This is a genomic window from Micromonospora sp. NPDC049274 (genome assembly GCF_040678875.1).
Taxonomy (GTDB): domain Bacteria; phylum Actinomycetota; class Actinomycetes; order Mycobacteriales; family Micromonosporaceae; genus Micromonospora.
On the sequence record NZ_JBFAQS010000008.1, the window covers coordinates 26,531 to 47,432 of the forward strand.

At 72.7% G+C, this 20,902-nt stretch carries 20 protein-coding genes and 1 pseudogene; 7 read left to right on the forward strand and 14 right to left on the reverse strand.

Annotated features, from left to right (window positions below):
• Window positions 1-19: 19 nt before the first annotated feature.
• Complete coding sequence (locus AB0K10_RS16820) at window positions 20-595, forward strand: Uma2 family endonuclease (protein ID WP_363684313.1); 576 nt, start codon at window positions 20-22, stop codon at window positions 593-595.
• On the opposite strand, the gene AB0K10_RS16825 is transcribed toward AB0K10_RS16820, so the two are convergent.
• Entirely contained in the window at window positions 576-1,004 is a 429-nt protein-coding gene (locus AB0K10_RS16825; RefSeq protein WP_363684315.1) for an ester cyclase, read from the reverse strand. The genes AB0K10_RS16820 and AB0K10_RS16825 overlap by 20 nt on opposite strands.
• 80 nt (window positions 1,005-1,084) lie before the next feature.
• Here AB0K10_RS16825 and AB0K10_RS16830 point away from each other — a divergent pair, with 80 nt between their 5' ends.
• Window positions 1,085-2,104, forward strand: a complete 1,020-nt coding sequence (locus AB0K10_RS16830) for a glutathione S-transferase C-terminal domain-containing protein (RefSeq protein ID WP_363684317.1) — start codon at window positions 1,085-1,087, stop codon at window positions 2,102-2,104.
• A 9-nt stretch (window positions 2,105-2,113) separates the two neighbouring features.
• On the opposite strand, the gene AB0K10_RS16835 is transcribed toward AB0K10_RS16830, so the two are convergent.
• Together AB0K10_RS16835 and AB0K10_RS16840 are read right to left on the reverse strand one after the other, a co-directional pair.
• Entirely contained in the window at window positions 2,114-3,076 is a 963-nt protein-coding gene (locus tag AB0K10_RS16835; protein WP_363684319.1) for a complex I subunit 1 family protein, read from the reverse strand.
• Window positions 3,076-3,906 carry an NADH-quinone oxidoreductase subunit C gene (locus tag AB0K10_RS16840; protein WP_363684321.1) on the reverse strand — a complete coding sequence of 277 codons (831 nt, stop codon included), beginning with the start codon at window positions 3,904-3,906 and terminating at the stop codon, window positions 3,076-3,078. Before AB0K10_RS16840 ends, AB0K10_RS16835 begins: the two co-directional genes overlap by 1 nt.
• 116 nt (window positions 3,907-4,022) lie before the next feature.
• Between AB0K10_RS16840 and AB0K10_RS16845 the strand changes: the two genes are divergently transcribed.
• Window positions 4,023-5,069: a glucose 1-dehydrogenase gene (locus AB0K10_RS16845; protein ID WP_363684323.1), complete on the forward strand. Its 1,047-nt coding sequence runs from the start codon at window positions 4,023-4,025 to the stop codon at window positions 5,067-5,069.
• 17 nt (window positions 5,070-5,086) lie between these two features.
• Here AB0K10_RS16845 and AB0K10_RS16850 read toward each other — a convergent pair whose 3' ends face one another.
• Entirely contained in the window at window positions 5,087-6,403 is a 1,317-nt protein-coding gene (locus tag AB0K10_RS16850) for a DUF2252 domain-containing protein (protein ID WP_363684325.1), read from the reverse strand.
• Window positions 6,404-6,438: 35 nt separating this feature from the next.
• Window positions 6,439-7,020, reverse strand: a complete 582-nt coding sequence (locus AB0K10_RS16855; RefSeq protein ID WP_363684327.1) for an NADH-quinone oxidoreductase subunit B family protein — start codon at window positions 7,018-7,020, stop codon at window positions 6,439-6,441.
• 178 nt (window positions 7,021-7,198) lie between these two features.
• On the opposite strand from AB0K10_RS16855, the gene AB0K10_RS16860 reads away from it, so the two are divergent.
• Together AB0K10_RS16860 and AB0K10_RS16865 are read left to right on the forward strand one after the other, a co-directional pair.
• Window positions 7,199-7,735 (forward strand): SigE family RNA polymerase sigma factor, encoded by a 537-nt coding sequence (locus AB0K10_RS16860; RefSeq protein ID WP_363684329.1) that lies wholly within the window; start codon window positions 7,199-7,201, stop codon window positions 7,733-7,735.
• Complete coding sequence (locus AB0K10_RS16865) at window positions 7,728-8,933, forward strand: hypothetical protein (protein ID WP_363684331.1); 1,206 nt, start codon at window positions 7,728-7,730, stop codon at window positions 8,931-8,933. The genes AB0K10_RS16860 and AB0K10_RS16865 overlap by 8 nt, the downstream gene beginning before the upstream one ends.
• Window positions 8,934-8,998: 65 nt before the next feature.
• Here AB0K10_RS16865 and AB0K10_RS16870 read toward each other — a convergent pair whose 3' ends face one another.
• The 6 genes from AB0K10_RS16870 to AB0K10_RS16895 form a co-directional block, all read right to left on the reverse strand.
• Window positions 8,999-10,531, reverse strand: coding sequence for an aminotransferase class V-fold PLP-dependent enzyme (locus AB0K10_RS16870; protein ID WP_363684333.1), 1,533 nt, complete (start codon window positions 10,529-10,531; stop codon window positions 8,999-9,001).
• On the reverse strand, window positions 10,528-11,961 hold the full coding sequence (locus AB0K10_RS16875) for an MFS transporter (RefSeq protein ID WP_363684335.1): 1,434 nt from the start codon (window positions 11,959-11,961) through the stop codon (window positions 10,528-10,530). The genes AB0K10_RS16870 and AB0K10_RS16875 overlap by 4 nt, the downstream gene beginning before the upstream one ends.
• A gap of 75 nt (window positions 11,962-12,036) precedes the next feature.
• A complete protein-coding gene (locus AB0K10_RS16880; protein WP_363684337.1) occupies window positions 12,037-13,164 on the reverse strand; it encodes a hypothetical protein in 1,128 nt (375 codons plus the stop codon).
• Window positions 13,161-13,688 (reverse strand): SigE family RNA polymerase sigma factor, encoded by a 528-nt coding sequence (locus tag AB0K10_RS16885; protein WP_363684339.1) that lies wholly within the window; start codon window positions 13,686-13,688, stop codon window positions 13,161-13,163. The genes AB0K10_RS16880 and AB0K10_RS16885 overlap by 4 nt, the downstream gene beginning before the upstream one ends.
• Window positions 13,689-13,794: 106 nt before the next feature.
• Window positions 13,795-14,826, reverse strand: a complete 1,032-nt coding sequence (locus tag AB0K10_RS16890) for a hypothetical protein (protein WP_363684341.1) — start codon at window positions 14,824-14,826, stop codon at window positions 13,795-13,797.
• A gap of 100 nt (window positions 14,827-14,926) precedes the next feature.
• Window positions 14,927-15,241: an MGMT family protein gene (locus AB0K10_RS16895; protein ID WP_363684343.1), complete on the reverse strand. Its 315-nt coding sequence runs from the start codon at window positions 15,239-15,241 to the stop codon at window positions 14,927-14,929.
• Window positions 15,242-15,254: 13 nt separating this feature from the next.
• Here AB0K10_RS16895 and proB point away from each other — a divergent pair, with 13 nt between their 5' ends.
• Together proB and AB0K10_RS16905 are read left to right on the forward strand one after the other, a co-directional pair.
• On the forward strand, window positions 15,255-16,412 hold the full coding sequence (proB, locus tag AB0K10_RS16900) for a glutamate 5-kinase (RefSeq protein WP_363684345.1): 1,158 nt from the start codon (window positions 15,255-15,257) through the stop codon (window positions 16,410-16,412).
• Window positions 16,413-16,446: 34 nt separating this feature from the next.
• Entirely contained in the window at window positions 16,447-17,688 is a 1,242-nt protein-coding gene (locus AB0K10_RS16905) for a glutamate-5-semialdehyde dehydrogenase (RefSeq protein WP_363684347.1), read from the forward strand.
• A gap of 10 nt (window positions 17,689-17,698) precedes the next feature.
• Here the strand turns inward: AB0K10_RS16905 and AB0K10_RS16910 are convergent, their stop codons facing one another.
• The 3 genes and pseudogenes from AB0K10_RS16910 to AB0K10_RS16920 form a co-directional block, all read right to left on the reverse strand.
• A complete protein-coding gene (locus AB0K10_RS16910; RefSeq protein ID WP_363684765.1) occupies window positions 17,699-18,604 on the reverse strand; it encodes a prenyltransferase/squalene oxidase repeat-containing protein in 906 nt (301 codons plus the stop codon).
• 150 nt (window positions 18,605-18,754) lie between these two features.
• A pseudogene (gene moeZ / locus AB0K10_RS16915) lies at window positions 18,755-20,003 on the reverse strand (adenylyltransferase/sulfurtransferase MoeZ).
• Window positions 20,004-20,057: 54 nt separating this feature from the next.
• Entirely contained in the window at window positions 20,058-20,891 is an 834-nt protein-coding gene (locus tag AB0K10_RS16920; RefSeq protein WP_363684349.1) for a DUF3152 domain-containing protein, read from the reverse strand.
• Between the last annotated feature and the right edge of the window lie 11 nt (window positions 20,892-20,902).

Genomic DNA, 20,902 nt, shown 5'->3' on the forward strand with positions numbered 1-20,902 from the left:
GCACCTGGAAGGACCTGCCATGACCGCCGCGCTGCAGAGCGACTACCCGCCCGAGAGCGAGTGGACGACTGACGACCTGGATGCGCTGCCCGAGGATGGTCGCCGCCGGGAACTGCTCGATGGAGTGCTGCTGATGTCCCCCTCCCCCACCCGTATCCACCAGACCATCGCCGGCCGGCTGATGGTCGCGCTGGACGAAGACTGCCCCGACGGCTACGACGTGACCCAGGCGGTCGAGGTGCGGATCAACCGCACCCGGTCCTTCATCCCCGACGTGCTGATCACCACGGCCACCGCAGCGGCTCGGGAGCCGTCGAAGTACGAGCCACACGAGGTGGTGCTCGCCGTCGAGATCGTCTCGCCGAGCACCCGCTCGATCGACCGGGTGTTGAAGCCGGCGCTGTACGCCCAGGCCGGCATCCCGTTCTACTGGCGGATCGAGACGGAGGGTGGCGCGTTGGAAGTCGTCACCTACCGGATCGACGCGGTGAACGAGGTCTACACCGAGACGGGGCGGTGGACGAAGTTCGTCGACACCGGCGAGCCGTTCCCGATCAACCTGCCGATCAGGCGAATCACGCCCCGGGTCCGCTGACGACTGTCGGTGGAAGCATCTCGACGCCGAGCTGCTGCAGGAGCTGGAACAGCTCGTTGCAGCTCCACACCTCGACGATCCGGCCCGCAGCGTCGAAGCGCAGGAACGTCGCCCCGGAGTAGCTGACCACCTGCCCGGTCGGGGGCACCGGCCCGAACTGCCCGGCGTGGGTGCCGGCCGCCCGCCAGTGCACGGCCACCCGCTCACCGGCGGCCACCACGTCGACGATCTTGTAGCGCAGGTCCGGGAAGGCCGCCCGCCGCTCACGGTGCCAGGCCAGCGTCGCCTCCGGGCCGGTCCCACCCAGTCCGGGGCACTCCTCGGCGATCAACTCGTGAGCCGACTCCTCCCGGCGGGCGTTCCACACGTCGGCGATGAAGCGCCGGGCCGCCGCCTCGACATCGGTCATGCCGGCAGGGTATCCGGCGTCGCTGAGCGGTAGATCCGTAAGGATGGGGTAGAGACACTGAACCGGACCGGGAGGGTGACGTGGGCGAGGAAACAGGCGGCAAGTACGTCGAGCCGGGTGGCGAGTTCACCCGCGACCAGCGGTACATCGCCACCCGGATCACGGCGGACGGGCGGGACGGCTACCCGGTGGAGCCGGGTCGGTACCGGCTGGCGGTCAGCCGGGCCTGCCCGTGGGCCAACCGCCTGATCATCGTGCGGCGGCTGCTCGGCCTGGAGGACGCCATCTCGATGGCTGTCGCCGGCCCGACCCACGACGCGCGGAGCTGGACCTTCGACCTCGACCCGGGTGGCCGGGACCCGGTGCTCGGCATCGAGCGCATCCAGGAGGCGTACTTCAAGCGCTTCCCCGGCTACGAGCGCGGCATCACCGTGCCGGCGATCGTCGACGTGCCCACCGGGCAGGTGGTGACGAACGACTACGCGCAGATGAGCCTGGACCTGTCCACCCAGTGGACCGCGTACCACCGCGAGGGCGCCCCCCAGCTCTACCCCGAGCACCTGCGGCAGCAGATCGACGAGGTCAACGACGTGGTGTTCCGCGACGTCAACAACGGCGTCTACCGGTGCGGGTTCGCGGGCAGCCAGGAGGCGTACGACAAGGCGTACCACCGCCTGTTCGACAGGCTGGACTGGTTGACCGAGCGGCTGACCGACCAGCGGTACCTGGTCGGCGACACCATCACCGAGGCCGACGTGCGGCTGTTCACCACGCTGGTCCGCTTCGACCCGGTCTACCACGGCCACTTCAAGTGCAACAGGCAGAAGCTGAGCGAGATGCCGGTGCTGTGGGCGTACGCCCGGGACCTGTTCCAGACCCCCGGGTTCGGCGACACCATCGACTTCGACCACATCAAGCGGCACTACTACGAGGTGCACCGCGACATCAACCCGACCGGGATCGTGCCGCTCGGCCCCGACCTGTCCAACTGGGTCACCCCGCACGGTCGGGAGGCCCTGGGTGGTCGCCCGTTCGGCGACGGCACCCCACCCCCACCGCCGGTCGAGCCGGTCGACCCGGCCCACACCCCACTGCGCTGACCGGGGCTTCTACAGGGCTACGCGGACGGCTGCCGTGAGGACCAGTTGTGCCAGGGACGCGGGCACCAGGACCAGCCAGCAGAGGCGTTGGAGCTGGTCCTCGCGCAGCCGGGGGTAGGAAACCCGCAGCCAGATGATCACGAAGGCCACCGCGAAGATCTTGAGCAGCGTCCAGAGCCAGCCGAGCTGGTCGTCGGCGAACGGGCCCTGCCAGCCGCCGAGGAACAGCACAGTGGTCAGCGCGGCGATCACCACGATGCCGACGTACTCGGCGAGCAGGAAGAACGCGAACCGCAGCCCCGTGTACTCGGTCATGTAACCGAAGACCAACTCCGAGTCGGCCACCGGCATGTCGAAGGGCGGCCGGCGGATCTCGGCCAGCCCGGCGATGAAGAAGATGATCATCGCGGGGGCCTGCCAGAGCAGCCACCACGGCTGCCACGCCTGCACGATGCCGGACAGGCTGAGCGTGCCCGCCGCCATCGCCACCGAGGCGGCGGCCAGCACCAGCGGCAGCTCGTAGCCGAGTAGCTGGGCGGCCCCGCGCAGCCCGCCGAGCAGGCTGTACTTGTTGGCCGACGCCCACGCCGACATGAGCACCGCCACCACCCCGATGCCGACCACGGCCAGCACGAAGAACAGGCCGATGTCCAACGGTTGCCCGACCAGGTCGTTCGGGCCGAGCGGGATGACCAGCAGCACCAGCAGATAGGGCACCAGCGCCACCGCGGGCGCCAGCCGGAACACCGCCCGGTCCGCCTCGCGCGGGGTGATGTCCTCCTTCTGCACGAACTTGACGCCGTCCGCCACGAGCTGCGCCCAACCGTGGAAGCCACCCGCGTACATCGGGCCGAGGCGTCCCTGCATGTGCGCCATCACCTTGTGCTCGGCCTGGCCGACGAGCAGCGGCAGGGTGAGGAACGCGACGACCACGCCGCCCACCCGGAGCACCAGCTCCACCCAGAGCGGCATCAGGCCGTACCCCCGTCGTGGTCGGGCCGGTCATCGCCTGCCGGCGGGTCCGCGACGGGCTCGCCACGGGATGCGGCCGGGCCTGCGCCGGGCGCGGACTCGTCGGCCGGCGGCGGGCCGTCGGCCGCGCCGGCGGCCCGGGGAGTACGCGTCGGACGGGCCCCTGGGGCCGGCCGCGCCTGTCGCTCGACGGCTGGTCGGGCCGGGGTGCCGCCGCGTGGCCCCTCCCCCACGCCGCCCGCGCCGGCCGGGGTCGGCGTCGTTCCCCACTCGCCCGGAGCGGGCACGCCCGGCGGGCGGATCGGTCGACGGCCACCGCCGGCCTCCGACTCGCCCGGCTCCTTCGCGCCCGGCCAGGGCTTCGCCACCCTCGATGCGAGCACGAACTCCTTGCGCAGCGGGTGGCCCTCGAACTCCGGGGGCAGCAGCAGCGGTCGCAGCTCCCCGTGGCCGTCGAAGTCGATGCCGAACATCTCGTGGGTCTCCCGCTCGTGCCAGGCGGCACCCGGGTAGATGTCGACCACCGAGGCCACCGAGGGCGCGTCGCGGGGGACCCGGGTGCGCAGCAGCACGCCGTGGCGCAGTCGCGTCGACCAGAGGTGCGCCACCACGTCGAAGCCCTCGGCCAACTCGTCGACAGCCGAGAGCCAGTCGAAGAAGTCGCAGGCCAGCTCGCTGTCGTCGCGGGCGGCGCGGACGGCGGCCGACCAGCTCGTCGGGGGTACGTCGACGGTGGCCCGAGCGAACCGCTGCCCGCCGGAGACCGACGGGGTCGCCTCGACCGGCGCGAGCAGCGCGACCAGCCGAGCGCCGACCTCTTCTCCAGTCATGCCGCTGATCCTAGGGCGTCCGCCCCGCGCCGACCCGGCCCGCGGTCCACGACCGACCCCCGGTGATCTGCCCGCTTTACCGCGCGGTCGGCCCGCCGAGGGGGAAGGATGAGGGCGTGCGCGCTGTCACTGTGAAACCTGGGGTCGCCAACTCGCTGAGCCTCGCCGAGGATCAGCCGGAGCCGGCGCCCCAGGAGGGCGCGGTTCTGGTCGAGGCACTGGCCGTGGGGATCTGCGGCACCGATCACGAGATCATCTCCGGTGCGTACGGCGAGGCGCCACCCGGTGCGGACCGCCTGGTCATCGGCCACGAGTCGCTGGGCCGGGTGCTGGAGGACCCCACCGGCACCGTGCAACCCGGCGACCTGGTGGCCGGCATCGTCAGGCATCCCGACCCGGTGCCCTGCCCCAACTGCGCGGTCGGCGAGTGGGACATGTGCCGCAACGGTCTGTACACCGAGCACGGGATCAAGGCGCTGCCCGGGTTCGCGCGGGACCGCTGGCGGATCGAGCCCCAGTTCGCGGTCAAACTCGACCCGGCGCTGGCCCAGGTCGGCGTGCTGTTGGAGCCGACGAGCGTGGTGGCCAAGGCGTGGGACCACATCGAGCGGATCGGCCACCGGGCCGAGTGGCAGCCGCACACCGTCCTGGTGACAGGCGCCGGGCCGATCGGGCTGCTGGCCGCGCTGCTCGGCACCCAGCGCGGGCTCGCCGTCCACGTGCTGGACCGGGCCACCGACGGGCCCAAGCCGGAACTGGTCGCGGGGCTCGGTGCCACCTATCACGCGGTGCCGGTCAACGACCTGCCCTTCGAGCCGGACGTGGTGATCGAGTGCACCGGCGCGCCCTCTGTCGTCCTCGACGTCATGTGCAAGGCGGCGCCGAACGGCATCGTCTGCCTGGCCGGGGTGTCCAGCGGCGGCCGGAGCATCGACTTCGACGCCGGGGCGCTCAACCGGGCGCTGGTGCTGGAGAACAACGTGGTCTTCGGCTCGGTGAACGCCAACCGGCGGCACTGGACCATGGCCGCGCAGGCGCTCACCCGCGCCGACCAGGTCTGGTTGGAGTCGCTGATCACCCGTCGTGTGCCGGTGAACAGGTACGCCGACGCGTACACCGCCGGCCCGGACGACATCAAGGTGGTGCTGGAGTTCGCCTCCTGACCGGCGGTCCGCCGACGTCAGATGCCGGGTAGCCGGCCGTTGCGGAACAGGTCCACGAAGAGCTGGTGGTCCTGGCGGGCGCGCACCCCGTACGCGTGCGCGAAGTCCACCAGGTGGGTGACGAAGCCCGACGCGTCGGTGTCCACGGCGGCGACGATCGCCTCCTCGGTGGAGTAGTCCACCAGGTCGTGGCTGGACTCGTCGTCGGCGACCGAGTGCATCCGGGCCACCGCCCGGCCCAGGTCGGCCAGCACCCCGGTCAGCTCGTCCGGCTCGTTGACGTCGGACCAGTCCAGGTCGGCCGCGTACGGGGAGACCTCGGCGACGAGTTGTCCGGCGCCGTCCAGCTCGGTGAAGCCCAGCCACGGGTCGGCGTGCGCCTGCAACGCCCGCTGCGACTCGGCGGTCCGGTGACCCTGGTGCTGGAAGTAGCCGCGTACCGAGTCGTCGGTCGAGTAGCGGGCCACCGCCGGGACCTGCGCCTGCTTCATGTAGATCACGACGTCGTTCTCCAGCGCCTGCGTGTGCCCCTCCAGCAGCAGGTTGTACGACGGCAGGCCGGCCGAGCCGATGCCCACGCCCTTGCGCAGCACCACGTCCTTGATCCGCGTCGCCACCGGGCGCAGCCGGGCCGAGGCGGCGGGCAGCGTGCCCAGGTACTCCTCGAAGGCGGCGACAACCCTGTCGCGGGTCTCCCCGTCGACCTCGAAGACCCCGTCGCCGATGGAGAACCGCCGCTCGTAGTTGTCGACTGTGGTCTGCTCGGCGAGCAGGTCGACCCGCGTGTTGAGGCGGGCCTGCTGGAGCACCCGGCGCAGTACGCCGTCGGCGTTCTCCAGGGTGATCGAGCCGATCGCGTCGTCCCCGCCGGCGGCGATCGCCCGCAGCTCGGTCAGGTAGGAGCGGGCGAAGCCGGCCACCAGCTCACCGATCGACGTGTCGGAGAGCGCCTTGCTGTAGCCCAGCAACGCGACGCTTGCCGCGAACCGGCGCAGGTCCCAGGTGAACGGTCCGACGTACGCCTCGTCGAAGTCGTTGACGTTGAACACCAACTGCCCGGAGGCGTTCATGTAGGTGCCGAAGTTCTCCGCGTGCAGGTCGCCGTGGATCCACACCCGGCCGGTCCGCTCGTCGAGGAAGCTGTCGTCGGCGAAGTCGCCGCGCTGGTCGGCATAGAACAACGCGGCGCTGCCCCGGTAGAAGGCGAACGGCGACGCGGCCATCTTGCGGAACTTACGGCGGAAGGCGGCCGGGTCGATCGCCATCGACGCGCCGAACTCCTCGGTGAGCACGTCGATGATGTGGGCGGACCGCTGGTCCACGGAATTGCTCATAGTGCGCAGGCTAGCCGGGCCCGGCCAGCACGATGTCAAGCGCCGGCGGGTGGGCGCACCGGCGGGGCCGTGAGCGAGTCGACCGAACGTGGCGCGGCGGCCTCGCGGGGCGGGGCGTCCAGCGGCGCGGCCAGCACGTCCCGCTGGGGCACACCCCCGATGCCGGACTGCTCGGCGGCGATCTTCTCCTGGAGGCGCAGGATGCCGTGCAGCAGCGCCTCCGGGCGCGGCGGGCAGCCGGGCACGTACACGTCGACGGGGATGAGCTGGTCGACGCCCTTGGTCACCGAGTACGAGTCCCAGTAGGGGCCGCCGCAGTTGGAGCACGCGCCGAACGAGATGACGTACTTCGGCTCGGGCATCTGGTCGTAGAGCCGCTTGATGGCCGGGGCCATCTTGTCGGTCACGGTGCCGGAGACGACCATGAGGTCGGCCTGTCGGGGACCGTGCGCGAACGGGATCACGCCCAGCCGGATGAAGTCGTGTCGACCCATGCTGGTGGCGATGAACTCGATCGCGCAGCAGGCCAGCCCGAAGTTGAAGACCCAGAGCGAGTAGCGGCGCCCCCAGTTCAGCACGAACCGGATCGGCTCACCGAGCACTGCCGGTAGCTGCACGGACGTCCCCTCTCCTCACCGCACAGTGAATCACAGTCGGTTGTCACGGACCGGACAGGCGACCCGACCGGTTTCGACCGCAACCGGCGGGCGTAGCCGAGTGTGTGACCGGTGCTGGCGAACACGCCGCCTGCGGCCACCACGGGGAGGACGAGTGCTTGTGACGAGAGAAGTACGGGTGGGCGGACCACCCCCTGACCCGCCGGGAAGCCCCGCCTCCGCGACTGCCGAACTGGTCTTCGACGACTTCTACCACGCCCACTTCCGGTCGCTGGTGGTGCAGCTCACGGCATACACCGGTGATCGGGGGCAGGCGCAGGACCTGGTTCAGGAGGCGTTCTGCCGGGCGTACGCCCACTGGGGCCGGCTCGCCCGGTACGACGATCCCCTGGCCTGGGTGCGCCGGGTCGCCTGGAACCTCGGCCACAACCGCTGGCGGCGGCTGCGGACCGCGCAGGCATGGCTGCTGCGGCAGCGGGAGACGCACGTCGCCGAGCCGAGCCCCGACCGGGTCGCGCTCGACACCGCGCTGGCCAAGCTGCCGCCGAAGCAGCGACGGGCCGTCGTGCTGCACTACCTCGCCGACCTGACGGTCGCGGAGATCGCCGCCCAGGAACGGGTCGCCGAGGGGACCGTCAAGTCCTGGCTGCACCGGGGCCGGGCGGCCCTCGCGACGCACCTACGCGACACCACCGAGGGGGTGCGAGATGTCTGAGCAGGAGATCCCCGGCCTCGCCGAAGAGTTCGCCCACTACCGCCGTACCGTGCTGGAGGAGGTCGAGGTGCCCGGGCCCGCCGCCGTCAGGCGGACGGCACGGGGACGCGGCCGTCGCCGGTTGGCCACCACCACCGCGACGGTGCTCGCGCTGTTCGGCGGGGCCGCCGTCGGGTACGCGGCGATGAGTGGCCCGGATCGCGAGCCGGGCCCGGTCGACCCCACGCCGACCATCTCCGCGTCGCCCACCCCGAGCGGCACGGCGAGCCCGACCCCCAGCCCGTCTGCCACCAGCGGCAGCCCGACCGCCACCCCGCCGGCGGGGACGATCAGCCGGGCGCAACTGCTCGGCGCGGCGGTGACCCTGCCCGCGTGGCGAGCCGGACGGGGATGCCCCACGTCGGGCATCCGGCTCAGCGGCGACGACCGCGAGGGTGCCAACTGGCTGCTGGCGTTCGACCAGGGGGACGTCGACGGCGACGGCGCCCAGGAGGCGGTGGCGCTTGTGCAGTGCGTGCTCGGCAGCGGCGGTCCCATGCAGGTGGTCGCCTTCGACCGCGACCAGCAGGGCAAGATCGTCACGCTGGGCCGGGTGGTCGCGACCACCATCGACAAGCCGCAGTGGTTGTTCGCCCTCGACGTGGTGGACGACGGCACCGTGCGGGTAGAGGTCGGCGACATCGCGCCCGGTGGTGGCTGGCCCGGTGAATGGTCACAGCGACAGTGGCGGGGCTACCGCTTCAAGGGCGAGTCCTTCGCGCAGGTCTCCGGGCCGACGAGCTTCGGGCCGAACCCGCACGACGTCAACCTCGTCGTCACCGCGACGAACCTCGTGCTTGCCGACGCGCCGGACGGCTCCCGGACCGGCACGATCACCGTGCGTATCCGCAACGGGGGCAAGGGACCCGCCGCCTACGTGGCGCTGCGGCTCGGCCTGCCGGCAGCGGTCCGCCCGGACGGTGACGGCTGGGCGGCCTGCCGCAACGACCCGGAGCAGACCCGGGAGCCGCTGACCTGCGACCTGAACCAGCTCGCGGCGGGCAAGGAGGTCCGGCTCACGCTGGGCTTCCGGGTCGCCGCGGGTGCCACGGCCGGCACGGGCAAGGCCGACGTGGACGCCCGTCCGATGAACGCGAACTTCGACTTCGTGCAGGAGGTCTACGACCCGGACAACACCGTGGTGATCACCTACCGTTGATCCGGCTCTGCCGGGACGGGACACGGCCGCGCTCACCTGAGCGCGGCCGTGTCGGCATGCGGCGGTCAGTCGTCCGAACCCCAGGCGGGCCGTTGCAGCAGGCCGACGAACTCGACAAGCAGCCGTTCGCGCAGCGCCGGCGGGGCGGCGTCGAGCAGCGTGTTGACAAGCGCCATCCGCTCCGGCAGCGGCCCTCCGGCGGGTCCGTCGCCGTCGCCGTCATCTGGGCCGCCGTCGCCGAGGCCCAGCCCGGCGGCCAGGCCGACGACCAGGTCCGGCGTCAGCGCCTCGGGGCTGAGGGCGCCGACCAGGGCCGCCAATTCGGCAGGCAGCCGCACCGGGCCGGCCGCGTGGGCCGCCGCCACCGCGTCGGTCAGGTCCGGACCGAACTCGGCCACCCGGGGCGCGACCGAGGCGGTCACCGTGAGGTGCACGCTGGCCGGCAGACCGGCGTACGACAGTTGGGGTTGGGTGTGCCAGCCGCGCGCGGTCAGCTCGTCGACCAGGACGAACAGGTCGGGGCCGCCCTCGGTGGCGGTGAAGCACACCACTGTGGACTCCGGTTCGGCCAGCAGCCGCAGCCCGTCGACGGCGCGGACCGCGTCGGCCAGGCCGGCCACCGCGTCTCGGGTGACGGCGGCCAGCCGCAGGTAGCCGGCGTCGCCGAGGTGCCGCAGGGTGGCGTACGCGGCGGCGATCGGCCCGCCCGATCGGGTGGACGCGATCACCGGATTGATCATCGTGTAGCCGGGCCAGTCCGCGTACGCGAAGTACTGCGGCGCGCGGAGCGCGGCGTCGCGGTGCAGCAGCACCGACACGCCCTTCGGCGCGTACGCGTACTTGTGCAGGTCGACCGAGATGGAGGTGACCCCGGGGACCGAGAAGTCGAACGCCGGCACCGGCTCGCCGAGGCGACGCAGGTACGGCAGGGTCCAGCCGCCGAAGCAGGCGTCGACGTGACAGCGCACCCCGGCGTCGGCGGCCGCTGCGGCGATTTCGGCGACCGGGTCCACCACCCCGTGCGCGTACGAGGGCGCGGAGCAGGCGACAAGCACCGTCTCCGGGCGGATGGCGGCGGCCAGCGCGGCCGGATCGGGGCGCAGCGTCTCCACCGAGACCGGCACCACGTCCAGCGCCACCCGCAGGTAGTGCGCCGCCTTGGCGAACGCGGCGTGCGCGCTCGACGGCACCACGATCCGGGGTGCGGCGATCTCCGGGTGGGCGTCCCGGGCCGCCTTGACGGCGAGGATCAGCGACTCGGTGCCGCCGCTGGTGACGCTGCCGACCACGTCGGGCGCGGTGGTGCCCGGCCCACCGCCGAGCACCCGGCCGGCCGCGCCGACGAGCGCGTTCTCCATGGCCAGCAGGGACGGGAACGCGGTCGGGTCGAGCCCGTTGACGTGGGCGCTCTCCCGGTGCGCGGCGGCGGCGAGGTCGTCGAGCCCCGGCACCGCCGGGTCGTACACGTACGCGAAGAGGCGTCCCCCGTGGGTGGGCCGGTCGCCCGCGCGCAGCCGCCGGACCTCCGCCAGCGCGACATCGGCGGCCACCCCGTCGCGGGACAGCGCCCCCGCCCCGACCGTGTTCTCGTCGATCATGGAGTTCTGGTGCCCTTCTCGATGCGGCCCACCGCCGTGAGGTGCTGGCCCTGCGCGGAGGCCAGGACGGCGGGGGTCAGGGTGTAGCGGCGCAGGAGCAGGATCGGGGGGCCCAGCAGCAGGGCCGGGATGATCGTGAAGCCGAGGAGTACGCCCAGTCGCGCCGTGTCGGACTGCGTGGCGGCGGTTCCGGTGTCGGAGGAGACGTAGCCGGCGAGCTGGAGCACCAGCCCGTACACGCCCGGGCCGAGGGCCAGGCCGAGGGTCTCGCCGGCGGTCCACAGGCCGGTGAAGACGCCCGCCTGCCGCCGGCCGGTACGCGCCGTGTCGTACGCGATGCAGTCCGGAAGCATGGCCAGCGCGAACACCTGCTGCCCGGCGTACCCGACGCCGAGGACCGCGACCACCAGGTAGACGACGATCGGGGGCAGCACCGGGGCGGCGGCCAGGGCGAGCGCCCCGACGGCGAGGATCAACCCGGCGGCGACCAGGGCGGACCGCTTGCCCACCCGCGCGCCGACGCGGGACCAGAGCGGCATCACCAGCAGCGCCGGCCCGACGAAGCAGGCGAACAGCAGGGTCGGCCCGCCCTGCTCGTCGCGCAGGATCTGCCCGGCGAAGTAGTTGACCCCGGCGAGGATGGTCGCCACCCCCGCGGACTGCACCACGAAGCAGACCAGCAGCGCCCGGAACGGCCGGTTGGCGGCGGCCACGGCGAGCTGGGCGCGCAGTGTCGGCTCGCTGGCGCCGACCACGCCACCGGGGGCGAACCGGGTGCCGAGGAACGCGCCGACGGCACCGATGGCGATGAGCGCCGCCACGAACAGACCCATCCAGCGGTGACCCGGCACGCCGTCGCCGCCGGCCGTCACGACCAGCGGGGCGATCGCGCCGGAGACCAGGATGGTCAGCGCCAGCACGGCGATCCGCCAGGTCATCAGCCGGGTGCGCTCGGCGTAGTCGTCGGTCATCTCGGCGGGCATCGCCACGTACGGCACCTGGAAGAAGGCGAACGCGGTGGCCGTGGCGAGGAAGGCGAGCGCCACGTACGCCGCGGCGGCCGGCCCGTTGCCGAACGGCGCGGCGAAGATGGCCGCGAAGAGCACGGCGAGCGCGAGACCGGCGACGAGCAGGTACGGACGGCGGGCGCCCCAGCGCGACCGGGTGCGGTCGGAGATCCGCCCGGCGACCGGGTTGACCAGCACGTCCCATGCCTTGGGCAGTAGCACCAGCAGGGCGGCCAGCCCGGCGGCCACGCCCAACGTGTCGGTGAGGTACGGCAGCAGCAGCAGGCCGGGCACGGTGCCGAACGCCCCGGTGGCCAGGGAACCGAGCGCGTACCCGGCGTGCACCCGGCGAGGGAGCGGCCCGGTCGCAGAGTGATCGACGGTCCCGGTCGACGAGCCGGGAACGACCGGAGGCGCGTCCATGTTTCCGAATGCTACTCATGTTGTGCCGTGGGCCACAGCCCCGGTCGTGGCGCCGGCCCCCGCAACCAACGCCGGTCAGAACCCCAGCGCCACGGCGTCCTCGGGCAGGCCGCTCGAGGACGCGATACAGACCCCGATCAGGCCCGGTACGCCGGCCAGCGGCACCTCCCGACGCGTCGCACCACTGGCGACATCGGTCAGGCGCAGCACCGGCCGCCCGCCGGGGGGGTCGACGAGCAGCGCCACGGTCCGGTCGTCGTACCAGCCGAGGGGTTTCGCGCCGACCGGCAGGAGGCGGACCACCCGGCCGTTGGCGACGTCCACCACCCGGGAGGGCAGCGGCCGGTCCGACTGCAGCTCGGACACGTCGGCGAGCAGATACCGGCGGGACGGCGAGTAGGACTCGGCACCGCCGACCCAGCCCCCGCCGTCAACGGCGAGCCGGCGCCCCAGTGCGCCGTCCGGGCGGATCTCCTGCAGCGCACCCGGCCGCACCGTGTCGCCGGTCTCCGACCCACGCAGCAGCGCGAGGTAGCCGACCGAATCGGGCGCCCAGCCCACGGCACTACCAAGGAGGTCGACGGGCACCGGGGTGGCGGTGACCTTCCCGGTGCGCACGTCGTACCGGTGAGCGGTGAACGACACCGTCGCGTCCCCCTTCTCGATCGACGTGACAAGCAGCGCCGTGCCGTCCGGGGACCACGCGAGACCGTTGCCGACGGGCAGATCGAGCCACTGGATGGCAGACGTGCCGTCCCGCAGCAGCGCGGCCCGGTCGACGAGCCCGGTACGCCCGTTGTCATCCACCGCCACCCTGCTCCGGTCCGGCGCGAGCAGGGCCCGGTACGGCACCTCGCGGTACTCGCCGGTGGTCGGATCGAGCAGGAGCGTGGTGAACGTCGCCCGGTTCAAGTCGGTGGTCACGTACGCGTGGACCGCCCGCGGGCCGCCACCGGGCTGTGGGAACGCGCCCGCCGCGACCTGCAGCGCCGGCGTGCCCGGGCCGGTGTCGGGCGGCAGGACGGCCGGGGCGACCAGCGCCAGGGCGACGAGGGCGACGACACCCGCCAACAGACCAGCGGTGCGGCGTTGCCGGCGACGCGCGCCCCGCAGCACCGTGTCGGCGAGCCCGACCGGCGGCACCAGCTCGGTAGGCATCGGCGCATGGCGCAGCTCCGTACGCAGTTCGTCTTCGAAGGTCATCGTCCCGCCCTCACGTAGCCCGGAGACTCGTACGATTCGGCCTGGTAGGCCCGGAGTTTGCGCAGGGCCCTGGACGCCTGACTGCGAACCGTGCCCAGCGAGATGCCCAACAGTTCCGCGACCTCCGCCTCGGACCGGTCCTCGTAGTACCGCAGCACCACCACCGCCCGCTGCCGCGACGGCAGTCGCCGGAGCAGGTCCATCAGCGCGTGCCGCTGGACCGTCGCAGCGGAATGGTCGGCGCGGGCATCGCGGTCGGGCGGCTCGGCGGCCAGCACCTCCGGCCGCCGAGCCCGGGCTCGCCACCAGTTGACCTGGTGCCGGTACATCGCCCGGCGCACGTACCTCTCCGGCTCGTCCCGGCGGCGGATCCGCGACCAGCGGCGGGCGCTGGCCAGCAACGCCGTCTGCAGGAGGTCCTGCGCGTGGTGCACGTCGCCGGTAAGCAGGTACGCCGTTCTCAGCAACGCCGGAGACCTCGCGGCGACGAAGTCGCGGAACTCCCGCTCGTGCTCGTCGTTCATGCACCTTCCCCAACCCGCAGCTGATACCACTGACGCTGTCCCCGCCCGGGGCAGCGCCGGAACGGTCGCCCCCTGCGAATCGATCACCACTTGCTGCCGCATCCGGTCAGAAGCCGAGCTTCGCCGCGTCACCCTTCAGGCCGGCCGAGGAGCCGATCTGAAGGAGCGCCGGTGGCAGTCCCGGCGCGGGCACCGACCTGCTGACTCGGCCGGTGCGCACATCGGTCACCTCCAGCACTGTCGAACCGCCGCTGGTGTGCGCCACCTTCACCACCTGTCGCTCGTCGTACCAGCCGAGCACCGGCCAGGAGGTCGCCACCGACCCGATGGTCCGTCTGGTGGCGAGGTCCAGGATCCGGGGGCGCTGCCACTCGGCGAGGAGGGTCGGATCGACGCCCTCGAAACCGACGCCGCGCGCCGGCTCGACCACCGCGTACCGGCGCGACGGTGAGTAGGCGGTGGCGTCCCAGATGTGTCCCTCCGCGCCGACCAACCGGCCAGCACTGCCATCCGGGTTCAGGTAGCGCATCGGCCCGGTCGGCAGATCCGGATCGATGCCACGCAGCTGGACCACGTATCGGGTGGAGTCGGCCGCCCAGCCGGCCGTGCAGACGTCACAGTCGAGGTTGACGGGCGTGTGCCGGAGTCGCCCGGTGGCGACGTCGTAGCGGTGCACGGCGAAGCTGCGGGTTTCCTTGTCGAGGGTGGTGGTGAGGAGGGCCTTCCCGTCCGGTGACCAGCCCGTGAATGTTCCCGGGGGCAGATCCGTCCAGCGCACCGCACCGCCGCCCGCGAGCGCGGCCCGGGCCACCACGCCGATCCGGCCATCGGTCTGCTCCACCGCGACGGTGTGGCCGTCCGGCGAGACCTGCACGCTGACGTACGGCACCCGCCGGTACTTCCCGGTGCGGGTGTCCAGCACGTACGCGGCGTCAGCACCGAGGCTGGAGTACGCGTGGATCGCCTGCGGGCCGCCACCGGGCACCGGGAAGGTGACCTGCGCACCGTCGGTCCGCCCGCTGTCGCCGACCGCCACGGTGGCGGCGTCCGCGCCCGGGTCGGCCAGGACCGGCGTGGCCAGCATGCAGAACGCCGTCAGGACGCCGGCCAGCGCGGTACGGCGAGATCGATGTGACACATGTGCCTCCCAGGTGAGTGACCGTCACCCGGGAAGACAGCGGCGAGCCCGCCCGCGATGCCTGTCCGACGAGAAACTTCCGACGGACCTGCCCGGCCGGTCAACCGGTCGAGTCGGGGTGCCAGTTCGCGTCGCTCATCCGCACCCCGTCTCCCCGCAGTGGGCAGCCCTCGGCGCGCAGCCTGGCCCGGGCCTCCCGCTCATGCCCCGGGGGCAGCCGCCCCGCCGAGGTCACCACCCGGTGCCACGGCACCCCGCCACCGTGCCGCGCCATGATGTTGCCGACCAGGCGCGCGGAGGAGCGCCCCGAGCGCTCGGCGAGCGCGTCGGCGACCCCGCCGTACGACATCACCCGACCCTCCGGGATCCGCTCCACCAGGTCGAGCACCGCCTCGACGTACTCATCAGGAGTCACAATCGGCCACCATATGGGAACGCTGCCGGGCGACGCGGGCGTGACCACGCAGAATGGGCGGGTGCGCGACGCAGTCACGGCCGCCCGACGGGTCGTCGTCAAGATCGGATCCTCCTCGTTGACCACCGCCACCGGCGGACTGGCCGACGAGCGCGTCGATGCGCTTGTCGACACCCTCGGGCGGCTCACCGCCGAAGGACGCGAGGTGGTGCTTGTCTCGTCCGGTGCCATCGCCGCCGGCCTGGCCCCGCTCGGGTTGACCCGGCGTCCGCGTGACCTCGCCACCCAGCAGGCCGCCGCAAGCGTCGGGCAGGGCCTGCTGATCGGCCGGTACGCGACCAGCTTCGCCCGGCACGGCCGCACCGTCGGGCAGGTGCTGCTCACCGTCGACGACGTGACCCGACGCGCGCACTACCGCAACGCGTACCGCACGCTGCGCAAACTGCTCGACCTGCACGCGGTGCCCATCGTCAACGAGAACGACACGGTGGCCACCGAGGAGATCCGGTTCGGCGACAACGACCGACTGGCGGCGCTGGTGGCCGCGCTCGTGCACGCCGACCTGCTGGTGCTCCTCTCCGACGTGGACGCCCTCTGGACCGGCGACCCGGCCCGCCCGCACTCGACCCGGATCGCTGAGGTCCGCAGCGACGAGGACCTCGCCGGGATCACCGTCGGCGGCGCCGGCCGGTCCGGGGTCGGCACCGGAGGCATGGTGACCAAGGTCGAGGCGGCCCGCATCGCCACCGGCTTCGGCATCCCCGTGGTGCTCACCGCCGCCGACCTGGCCGCGTCGGCGCTGGCCGGCGAGCCCGTGGGCACGCTGTTCCACCCGCAGCGGCAGCGCCCGACGGCCCGACTGTTCTGGCTGGCCCACGCCACCTCGCCCCGGGGGCGTCTGCACCTCGACCCGGGCGCGGTGGCCGCCGTCGTCGGACGACGCAAGTCGCTGCTGCCCGCCGGCATCACCGCCGTGGACGGCACGTTCACCGCCGGGGATCCAGTGGACCTGGTCGACACCGCGGGCGCCCCGGTCGCCCGGGGCCTGGTCAACTACGACGCGGTGGAGCTGCCCGGGCTGCTCGGCCGCTCCACCTCCGAACTCGCCGCGGCGCTCGGCCCGGCGTACGAACGGGAGGTCGTCCACCGCGACGACCTCGTGCTGCTGTGAAACAAGTTCCTTCCCACCACCGAGGAGTGCGGGCATGAGCGTCGTGGAGCAGGCGAAGCGGGCGCGGGACGCCGCCGCCGACCTGGCCGTGGCCACGCGTACGGTCAAGGACGCCGCGCTGGTGGCGATGGCCGACGCGCTTGTGGCGCGTACCCCGGAGATCCTGGCAGCGAACGAGACGGACCTGGCGGCCGGCCGGGAGGCCGGGCTGACCGCGGCCGTCCTGGACCGGCTCGCGCTCGACGCGGGCCGGGTGGCGGGCATCGCCGACGCGCTGCGCGAGATGGCCGCGCTGCCCGACCCGGTCGGCGAGGTGGTCCGCGGCTCGACCCTGCCCAACGGGCTGGAGCTGCGCCAGATCCGGGTGCCGTTCGGTGTCGTCGGCATCATCTACGAGGCACGCCCCAACGTGACTGTGGACGCCGCCGGGATCTGCCTGAAGTCCGGCAACGCGGCGCTGCTGCGCGGGTCGTCCTCGGCCGCGCACTCCAACGCGGCGCTGGTCGCGGTGCTGCGCGACGCGATAGCAGAGGCCGGCCTGCCGGCCGACGCGGTGCAGCTGCTCGACGCCAGTTCCCGCGACTCGGTCAAGGAGCTGATGCGCGCCCGAGGGCTCGTCGACGTGCTCATCCCGCGCGGCGGCGCGTCGCTGATCCGCACGGTCGTCGAGGAGTCGACCGTGCCGGTGATCGAGACCGGGGTGGGCAACTGCCACGTGTACGTAGACGCCGCCGCCGACCTGGCGAAGGCCGTGGCGGTGACGTTGAACGCCAAGACGCAGCGCCTGTCCACCTGCAACACGGCCGAGTCGCTGCTGGTGCACGCCGACGTCGCCGATGCGTTCCTGCCGCCGGTGCTTGCCGCGTTCGCCGAGGCCGGCGTGACAGTGCACGGCTCCCCCGAGGTGGCCGCGTACTCGGCGGCGGTGGTCCCCGCCACCGAGGAGGACTTCGCCACCGAGTACCTGTCCGCCGACATCTCGGTGGCGGTGGTCGAGTCGCTGGACGCGGCGGTCGCGCACATCCGCCGCTTCGGCACCGGGCACACCGAGGCGATCCTCACCGACTCGGCGAGCGCGGCCCGCGACTTCGTGGCCCGGGTGGACGCGGCGGCGGTGATGGTGAACGCCTCGACACGGTTCACCGACGGGGGCGAGTTCGGCTTCGGCGCGGAGATCGGCATCTCGACGCAGAAGCTGCACGCCCGCGGCCCGATGGGTCTGCCCGAGCTGACCAGCACCAAGTACGTCGTCACGGGTGACGGGCACCTGCGCTAGGGCGGCGGCCTCAGCCCGGCTGCGGGGCGGCTGCGCCCGCCGGCGGCCGGCAGGCCCGGATCGCGGACAGCGTGGAGTGCACGTCGAACTGGTGACCGTCGTCGCTCTCCCAACCACCGTCGCTGCGCTGGGTCTCGGCAAGCCGCCGCAGGGCCCGCACCATAATCCAGTCGTGGTGGTCGATGCCGACCCGACGCAGCGTGGCCGCCAGCCAGGCCACGTCGCCCGGTGACATCGTCGGCATCCGTTCGGCGAGCACCACCTGGATCCGCGCCGACTCCTGGAACATGTCCTGACGGTGCAGAACGGCCGCGCCCAGCCAGCCGGCGGCGAGGAACGACGGCCAACTGCCGTCCGGGCGCAGCCGCGCGACGATGGACTGCGCCGTCGCCTGCACCACACCGGCGTACGCCCCGCCGACCCGGTGATCCAGCGGGCCCGAGGCGCGGGCGTCCAGGCCGGCGACGGTCAGCCAGAAGCCGGCGTTGGCGGTGAGGAAAAGCTTGGCCTCCGGATCGCCCGGGCGGGCCCACTCCGGGGCCGAGCCAGTCAGTGAGAGGTCCTCGTCCCAGCCGCCGTCGGGCTGCTGACGGGACGCCAGCCAGTCCAGGGCCCGGCGGGCGGCGGGACGGCCCAGCGCGCCCAGGTCGTCCAACTCGGAGAGCCGGAAGCAGGTGGCGTCGACCGAGGCGACCTCGCCACCCCAGGTCGCCGGCCAGGCGCCGTCCGGCGACTGGCCGACCTCGGCCGTCTCCAACAGCTCCGGCGGCACCGGCGTGCCGTTGCGCAGCCAGGAGAGGCGGGCGCGTTCCACCGCGTCCCCGTGCGCCACGACGAACCCGATCGCGGCTTCCAAGTCGACCACGGCGGAGACGCTACCTGCGCAGACGCGATCGCGCCTCGGTGAATCGGCCAGCCGGAACTGGCTGCGTCGCTCCGGCCCGAGCGCCGCACGCAGCCAGCTGCGTCGATTTACCGTCGGCGGTGCGGCGCGGAGCCACGGAGGCCGGAGCCACGGAGGGCTGGCGCCGGGGCGGCGCGGTGCGGCGTCGCCCCGGCGGGCCGGTCAGTACGCGGGCAGCGACGGGTCGATCTGCTTGATCCAGGAGAGCACGCCGCCCTGCACGTGTACGGCGTCGCGGAACCCGGCCGCCTTCAGCGCGGCGAGCGCCTCCGCCGAGCGGACGCCGGACTTGCAGTGCAGCACGATCTGCTTGTCCTGCGGGAGCTTCGCCAGGGCCTCGCCGGAGATGATGTCGCCCTTGGGGATGAGGGTGGCACCGGGGATCCGCACGATCTCGTACTCGGCCGGCTCCCGCACGTCGACGAGGAAGATGTCCTTGCCGGCGTCCTGCCACTCCTTGAGCTCCAGGGCGGTGATGGTCGAGTCGAGCGTCGCCTCCTGGGCCTCCTCGGAGACCGCGCCGCAGAAGTCCTCGTAGTCTTCCAGCAGGTCGGTGACGGTCGGGTTCTCGCCGCAGAGCACGCAGTTCGGGTCCTTCCGAACCTTGATCTTGCGATATTCCATCTCCAGGGCGTCGTAGACCATCAGGCGGCCGACAAGCGGTTCACCGATGCCGGTGAGCAGCTTGATGGCCTCGTTCACCTGGATCGAGCCGATCGACGCGCAGAGCACACCGAGCACGCCACCCTCGGCGCAGGACGGGACCATGCCGGGCGGCGGCGGCTCCGGGTAGAGGCACCGGTAGCAGGGGCCGTGCTCGGCCCAGAACACCGACGCCTGGCCGTCGAAGCGGTAGATCGAGCCCCAGACGTACGGCTTGCCGAGCAGCACCGCCGCGTCGTTGACCATGTACCGGGTGGCGAAGTTGTCGGTGCCGTCGACGATCAGGTCGTACTGGGCGAAGATCTCGCGGACGTTCTCGCGGTCCAGCGCGGTGTTGTGGATCTCCACGTTGACCAGCGGGTTGATCTCGCGGATCGACGCGGCGGCCGACTCGGCCTTGGAACGGCCGATGTCGGACACGCCGTGGATGATCTGACGCTGGAGGTTCGACTCGTCGACGGTGTCGAAGTCGATGATGCCGAGGGTGCCGACCCCCGCCGCGGCGAGGTAGAGCAGGGCGGGCGAGCCGAGGCCACCGGCGCCGACGCAGAGCACCCGGGCGTTCTTCAGCCGCTTCTGGCCGGTCACCCCGACGTCCGGGATGATCAGGTGGCGCGAGTAGCGGCGGATCTCGTCAACGGTCAGCTCGGCGGCGGGTTCGACGAGCGGGGGCAACGACACGGTGGACTCCCCGGGATCGGCGGTGTGAACCGCGCCATTGTCGCTCGCCCGGGCCGCACTCGGCCATGAGGGAGGACACGTGGCCCGCGATGCGGGAGGGGAATATCTGACGGCGGGTCGGTCAGGGGACGATGTCGCCGGCGTAGCGACGGCCGTCGAGGTAGGGCCAGGCGTTGGCCACGCAGCCCTGCAGCCCGTACGTCTGCTGCTGCATCACGGGGGCGGGCTCCCCCGGGCCGGGGCACGCCTCGTGCTCCTCGCCGAACTCGTGGCCGACCTCGTGGTTGATGACGTAGGTGCGGTACGTCTCCAGCGGGGCGCCGTAGTCGGGCACGGCCTCCTGCCAGCGGGCCAGGTTGATGATGACCTGCCCGGGCAGCCGGCAGGAGGTGTAGCGCTCGGTGGTCAACCCACCCTCGGCACACATCCGCTCCGACGTGACAGGGGTGGCGAGGTAGACGGTGAAGTCGGCGATCTGGGCGTCGGCCACCCGCTGCACGCGCAGCTCGCCGGAGGCGATCCAGCTGCGCCTGTCGGCAAGCACCTCGTCCACCCGTGTGGCGAACGCGTCGGCGCTCTGACCGCTGCCGCGCTCGACCACGACCCGGTAGCGACGCAGCGGTCCGTCCGTACCGTGCACTGTCGTCCCGCCGTGGGCGACGGTGAAATGTCCCGAGCCGACCGACGGATAACCGCTGGGCACCGGGTGGGCCTCCCCGCCACCCAGGCCCATCCCGCCCTGGGTCGGGGCGGCCGGTACGTCGACCGGCGGCTCGTCACCGCGCGTCACTGTCACGCCGACGACGGCGGCGGCGGTGGCCACGAGCAGGCCGAGCAGCAGGCTACGACGTCGTCGACGGCGCATCCGTACGAGCGTGGGACGCGCGCCCTCGTACACCGATCCCTCGGGCGGGTCGGGCGGCGCGGGCGGGCCGTAAGGGGACGACGGCGTCATGACGCCCAGCC